General features: G+C 62.8%; 2 protein-coding genes and 1 pseudogene. 1 reads left to right on the forward strand and 2 read right to left on the reverse strand.

The window, feature by feature from the left end; genetic code table 11:
- Nucleotides 1-122: 122 nt before the first annotated feature.
- Nucleotides 123-789 (reverse strand): annotated as a pseudogene (locus HHL10_RS29935) (IS701 family transposase); the annotation flags it as partial.
- 168 nt (nucleotides 790-957) lie between these two features.
- On the opposite strand from HHL10_RS29935, the gene HHL10_RS29940 reads away from it, so the two are divergent.
- Nucleotides 958-1362, forward strand: coding sequence for a hypothetical protein (locus HHL10_RS29940; protein WP_169164080.1), 405 nt, complete (start codon nucleotides 958-960; stop codon nucleotides 1360-1362).
- Between the two features lie 148 nt (nucleotides 1363-1510).
- On the opposite strand, the gene ruvB is transcribed toward HHL10_RS29940, so the two are convergent.
- Nucleotides 1511-2569, reverse strand: a complete 1059-nt coding sequence (gene ruvB, locus HHL10_RS29945) for a Holliday junction branch migration DNA helicase RuvB (RefSeq protein WP_169164081.1) — start codon at nucleotides 2567-2569, stop codon at nucleotides 1511-1513.
- Between the last annotated feature and the right edge of the window lie 343 nt (nucleotides 2570-2912).

Genomic DNA, 2912 nt, shown 5'->3' on the forward strand with positions numbered 1-2912 from the left:
ATGGCTCGATCACAGCCCAGAGCTCGTCGTCGATCAACGGTCTTGCCATGGTGAAACCTCGCCCAGTAGACGGTCTCACTCGGCATGCCAGCATCTACCGTGCCCGCATAAAGTTAGGGCTAGTAAGGAATCTCGCCCTTGCGCAGCTCCCACTCCAACCCATCGTTGTCGCCATAGAAGCAGTCCGCCACCACCGCTTCGAACATGACGCCGGATTGCCTGGCCTGCTCGATGAGCTCCATGGCAATCTGAGGCTTGGTGCGAAAAGCCGGGTCCTTCTCGCCCAAAGGCAAACGTGACTTGGGCGTGTAGGGTTGCGCGTGCAATGGCCAGTAGCAGCGCTCGTCGGCCCACAGGGTCGTCACGGCCACGATCCCGTTGTCGATCTTGCCGCGCGAGCCAATGTACTGGCGTGCCACGTGCGCCGTGGCATGGCCGTCCTTGCGGTCCCCCGAGTCATCCACCACGAGCACACCGCGCGCATGTGAGGCGAGCACCGGTTGCTCGGCCATCAACGCAAGCCGCTGCGCATTGATGGCTTGCGCATCCCAATCGGCTTCGCTCAGGAAAAACTGCAGTCGCTGCACTGCCGCCGCTGCGGGCCTGCACCACCGGCTCAGCCCCGGCCAGCGCCGTGAGAGTCTTGTTGCGGTCGTGCGGCAGCAGCAGCCCAGTGAGGTACGCCCGGAAGCTGCGCCGCTGGGCCAGGGTGTGGAACAGGTGGTCGAACCTCTTGGCGTAGTCCTCAAGAGGTCCGGGCGCCGGTGGGCATGGGCGTGGAGAAGTCATGACAATGACCTCCCAAACTACATAAAGCAATCGTCGTGCCTACTTCAAAAAAGTACCGCTAGGCGGGCATTTTTTTTGCTGTCAGCTTTTGATGCAGTCACGCACCCTGCAGGCTGCCTGAGGCAGCGGTTCCAGGGCCGCTGCCTTTACACCGAGCGGAGGTCGGCAATGGCTTTGAAGCGGATGACCAAGACGCAGGTACCGGTATCCTTTGGCGCTTTCAAGCCCGTAGGACATGTGGTGGTGGCATTCCCTGATGACCAAGCGGCACAACAGGCTGCGCGCGATCTGCGCGATCTGGGTCTTGGGCCCGAGGACATCCTCTTCTACACCGGCGACGAGGAAGGCCGCGAGATGCGGGAGCTCCTCGATGGCGTAAGTGGTACGGCCGAATTTGGTCACGAAATTGTGCTCATGCGTCGTTATGCCGAGCTGGCACGTGAAGGCTGCGGCTGGCTCATCGTCTTCGCCCCCGAGGATGAGCAGGCTATGCGAGTGGCCGAAGTCGCGCGCCACCACGGTGCGCGTATGGCCGAGCGCTACCACCGGTTGGTGGTGGAGGACATGCTGTAGCCGTCTACCAGACTTAGCCACAGCCCCTTCGGAGCTGTGGTGCACAAAGCACTCTACGACAGTCTTTACCACTGTCATCGCATACCTCCACTGGCACCCGGTGTGTCAGAGCTGGCAGCGTGCTTGCCATCTACTAGCCTTGTAAGGCTTAGCTGTCGAACAGACCGCTGGCGCCAGCCTTGGGCGCCACGCCCAAGTGCCGGTAGGCGGCGAGTGTGGCAATGCGCCCGCGCGGCGTGCGCTGCAAATAACCTTGTTGAATCAGGTAAGGCTCGATCACGTCTTCAATCGTGCCGGGCTCCTCGCCAATAGCGGCGGCCACGTTGTCAAGCCCCACGGGGCCGCCGTCAAAGCGGTGCACCACCGCTTCCAGCAGCTTGCGGTCCATGAGGTCGAAGCCTTGCGGGTCCACATCCAGCATAGCCAGCGCGGCGCTGGCGATGTCGCGTTCGATGGTGCCGTTGCCTTTGACATCCGCGTAGTCGCGCACCCGACGCAGCAGCCGGTTGGCGATGCGTGGCGTGCCGCGTGAGCGTCGCGCAATCTCCAGCGCGCCACCGGCATCGATGGGCGCGTCCAGCAGGCCGGCCGAACGCGTGACGATGCGAGCCAGTTCCTCGGGCGTATAGAACTCCAGCCGAGCCACGATGCCAAAGCGGTCGCGCAGCGGGTTGGTGAGCATGCCCGCGCGCGTGGTTGCGCCCACGAGCGTGAATGGCTGCAGATCCAGTTTGATCGAACGCGCCGCCGGACCTTCGCCGATCATGATGTCGATCTGATAGTCCTCCAGCGCCGGATAGAGGATCTCTTCCACCACCGGTGATAGCCGGTGGATTTCGTCGATGAACAGCACATCGTGCTGTTCCAGGCTGGTCAAGATCGCCGCGAGATCCTTGGGCTTTTCCAACACCGGACCTGAGGTCTGGCGCAGGTTGACGCCAAGCTCCGTGGCAATGATGTGCGACAGCGTCGTCTTGCCCAGTCCTGGGGGCCCGAACAGCAGCACATGGTCCAATGCCTCGCGCCGCTTGAGTGCAGCGCCAATGAAAATTTCCAGCTGTTCGCGCGCCTTGGCTTGGCCCACGTATTCGCGCAGGCCCTTGGGGCGCAACGCCTTCTCGAAGGCTTCCTCATTGGGCGAGCCCGGAGCGGCGCTGACGACACGGCGTGCCGGTGCACTCGCGAATTCGTCCGTCTGTATGCTCATACAGGTATTATCGGCCGCCATCACGCGCTGGATCACTGCTGGCTTTCAAGGCCATGCGCCACTACCGGGGCACAAGGCCGAGAGCAGTCTGTGATGCCCAAGTCCCACCGGCCGTACCCGGGGGAGTTTCGCCAACAGATCGTGGAACTGTTCCACGCTGGGCGCCTGCCCAATGAGCTTGCGCGAGAGGTCGGCTGCTCGGGACAGGCCGTCAGGAACTAGTGGGTCATCCGGCACGATGGGTGGAATTTAGTCATAACCGGTCTTGAGCGACGCAGCGGTCGAAGGACACACGCGCCTGAAGCCGCCAGTCGATGCATCCGCTCCCGTGCCCTGCGTCGCC

It is taken from the genome of Azohydromonas caseinilytica, assembly GCF_012927045.1.
In the GTDB taxonomy this organism is placed as follows: Bacteria; Pseudomonadota; Gammaproteobacteria; order Burkholderiales; family Burkholderiaceae_C; genus Azohydromonas; species Azohydromonas caseinilytica.

What these genes read in the sequence shown, in the direction of transcription:
- HHL10_RS29940 (WP_169164080.1), top strand. Translation starts at nt 958, where the DNA reads ATGGCTTTGAAGCGGATGACCAAGACGCAGGTACCGGTATCCTTTGGC.
- ruvB (WP_169164081.1), bottom strand. Translation starts at nt 2,569, where the DNA reads ATGAGCATACAGACGGACGAATTCGCGAGTGCACCGGCACGCCGTGTC.